Below are 2,916 nucleotides of genomic sequence, written 5' to 3' on the forward strand. Positions count from 1 at the left end.
TTGAATCAACGCGACCTTCACATGTGATGAGTCGTCATCCTGAGGTGCGCGCGTAGCGCGCCTCGAAGGATGCGGCCAAAGGTGCTCGTGGCTCATCCTTCGAGGCCCGCAGCGCCGCGCTGCGCGCGTCCCCGCGGGCACCTCAGGATGACGGAAGTGATTCTGTTGGAAGCAGGAGCGCTCACCGCCGGCCGCGGACCCGCAGCCCCGGCGCCGGGCGCTCCTGCAGCACTTCGCGGCGGAAGCGGAACAGGGCTGCCGGGCGGCCGCCTGTTCGTGTCGAGACGTCGCCGGTCGGTTCGACCAGCGCGCCGGCCTCGACCAGCCGGCGGAAATTCTGCTTGTGCAGGTGCCGGCCCGAGATCGCTTCCACGGTATGCTGCAGATCGGTGAGTGTGAATTCGCCGGGCAGAAGTTCAAACACCACCGGCCGGTACTTCAACTTGGCGCGCAGCCGCGCGATCGCTGTGGCGAGGATGCGGCGATGATCGAACCGCATCGCGACGCCGAGCGACGGCAGCTTGGTGCGCACCAGCGCTGCCGGCCGCCCGTCGCGGCGTGCTTCCTCGATCAGGCCGGCCTCGTAGAGCAGTTCGTAGCGATCGAGCACGCGCTCTTCGTCCCAGTGCGCGCCGTCGGTGCCGAAGAACAGCCGCACGCGATCCTTGCGCGCCAGCGCGCGAGCCATGTCGGGCTGCTCGGCTTCGGACGCCCAGGCGGCGAGTTCGGGCAGGATGTCGCGCTCGATGATCGCCGGCCGCGCCTGCCGCCAATCCTCCCAGGGGAAGAACCGGTACCACGGCTCGAAGCGGGCGCCCGGCGCCGAGCTGAGCGTGTCGGCCGCGCGGGTCAGCGCCAGATAGCCGATCGAGGCGACGTGTACCTCGGTGTCGCCCAGCCGCGCATGGCGGCCGCGGTCGCCGAATGTGTAGAGCTGCTCGACATAGCCGAGCCGCAGTCCGGTCTGCTCCTCCACCCAGGCGCGCAGGCCGATCTCCAGCGTCCGATGCGAGATCGCGTCGAACGGGCCATAGGGCAGGCCGGTCAGATTGCCGCTGTCGCTGCCGGCGGTGAGGATCAGCGGTTCGTTGTCCTCGATCGCCACGATGGCGGCGGTGAGGCCGATCTCGATCGGGATGTGAGGCGTGTCGCCGTTCGGATGCCGCTCGGTCATGCGCTGCGCGTCCGTCACTCGAGATCGACGCGGAACGGCATGCCTTCGATGCTCTGGTTGCCGGGGCCTATAGCATCCAGCGCCCGCACCATGCGGCCGTCGCGGCCGAGCGCACGATCGGCCAGGGTGACGATCAGCCGGTTGGGAAATGCGCTCGGCGAGGCGTCGCGGATCGCGCGCGCGATCGTCAGCTCGTCGCGCTGCGGGTTGAGCGCGCACGCGGCCGCGAACGCGCTCGCGGTCGAGCGGCTGATGCCGGCGTAGCAATGCACGACCAGCGGCGCGGCGCGATCCCAGCCACGCACGAAGGCGAGCAGTTCGGTGATATGCGTATCGTTGGGTGCGACGAAGCCGTCGAGCGGCTCGGTGATGTCGTCCATCGAGATGCGCAGGTGATTGGCCTCGGCCACGGACTCCGGCCGTCGCACCTGGCCGACATTGGCCATCACCGACAGGACGTGGCTGGCGCCGGTCGCCGCCACCGTGGGATGCAGGGCTGCGAGCGAGCACACGTGAATCATCGGCGGTTCCAGGTTGATGTGGCCAGTTTAGTCGTGCCCGGCCGGACGCGAAAGCGATAAGGCCGCAGGCTCAACCGTGCAGCGCCTTGAACCGCGCCAGCAGACGCTTCTCGGCCTTTCCGGCCGGCCATGGCGTCAGATAGTCGTGCTCCACCGGCGCCGGCAGCCCGGGATCGTTGCCGAACAGGCGCTTGGCTTCCGCTTTGGTGAAGCCGGCCAGAAATGTCGCTTCGAGGTAAGCGGCGCCGCGATCGGCGGCTTTGATCTGGCGTTCGATCGCGTCGTCCAGTTCGGCCGGCAGGCCGAAGCGCAGATGAATCGCCGACAGCAGGCGCCGCTCGACGCCCTTGTAGGATTCGCCGATCACCGCCTTGAACGGCGAGATCATGTCGCCGATGACGTATTCGGGGGCATCGTGCAACAGCGCGGCGAGCCGCAGCCGGTCGTCGATCCGCGGGTTCTTCTCGCGCATCACCGCCTCGACCAACAGCGTGTGCTGCGCCACCGAGAAGATGTGCGCGCCCGAGGTCTGCCCGTTCCACCGCGCCACCCGCGCCAGGCCGTGGGCGATATCGGCGAATTCGACATCGAGCGGCGAAGGATCGAGCAGATCGAGCCGCCGCCCGGACAGCATGCGCTGCCAGACGCGGTTGGATGCGGTGTTCGGCTTGGGGGTGGCGGAAGTCATCGGCGGTTTGCCCGGCTTTAGATCGATCGCCGGACTTATCCCGCGATTCCCCGAGCCGCGCTAAGCTTTTGTGCCGGCGCGCGGTGCGGTGATCTTGCGCCTTGCCGGCTTTTTCATCTGCCCGCAGGTCGCGTGGCAATGGCAATCGACCAGATGATCGTTGACCATGCCGACTGCCTGCATGAAGGCGTAGACGATGGTCGGCCCGACGAACTTGAAGCCGCGCCCGGCCAGTTCCTTGGAGATTTTCACCGACAGCGGCGTCGAGGCCGGCACGCCGGCGGTGGTCTTGAAATGGTTGACCTTCGGCGTGCCGCCCATGAAGTCCCACAGCAGCTTGGAGAAGCCCGGGCCTTCCTCCTGGATCGTGAGCCAGGCCTTGGCGCTGCCGATGGCGCCTTCGATCTTGGCGCGGTTGCGGACGATGCCGACGTCGTTCATCAGCGCGTGGATTTTCTTGTCGTTGTAGCGCGCGATCTTGGCCGGATCGAAATCGTCGAAGGCGCGGCGGAAATTGTCGCGCTGCGCAGGAT

At 67.6% G+C, this 2,916-nt stretch carries 4 protein-coding genes; all 4 read right to left on the bottom strand.

The window, feature by feature from the left end; translation table 11 throughout:
• Nucleotides 1–181: 181 nt before the first annotated feature.
• Complete coding sequence (locus tag I5M_RS04250) at nt 182–1,174, bottom strand: NAD regulator (protein ID WP_031335332.1); 993 nt, start codon at nt 1,172–1,174, stop codon at nt 182–184.
• A gap of 14 nt (nt 1,175–1,188) precedes the next feature.
• Nucleotides 1,189–1,695 (bottom strand): tyrosine phosphatase family protein, encoded by a 507-nt coding sequence (locus tag I5M_RS04255; RefSeq protein WP_022720268.1) that lies wholly within the window; start codon nt 1,693–1,695, stop codon nt 1,189–1,191.
• A 70-nt stretch (nt 1,696–1,765) separates the two neighbouring features.
• Nucleotides 1,766–2,383 (bottom strand): YfbR-like 5'-deoxynucleotidase, encoded by a 618-nt coding sequence (locus I5M_RS04260; RefSeq protein WP_022720269.1) that lies wholly within the window; start codon nt 2,381–2,383, stop codon nt 1,766–1,768.
• Between the two features lie 60 nt (nt 2,384–2,443).
• Nucleotides 2,444–2,916 (bottom strand): DNA-3-methyladenine glycosylase I (locus tag I5M_RS04265; RefSeq protein ID WP_022720270.1); only part of this gene is annotated, 473 nt, incomplete at its 5' end.

The organism is Rhodopseudomonas sp. B29 (assembly GCF_000333455.1).
Lineage (GTDB): Bacteria > Pseudomonadota > Alphaproteobacteria > Rhizobiales > Xanthobacteraceae > Rhodopseudomonas.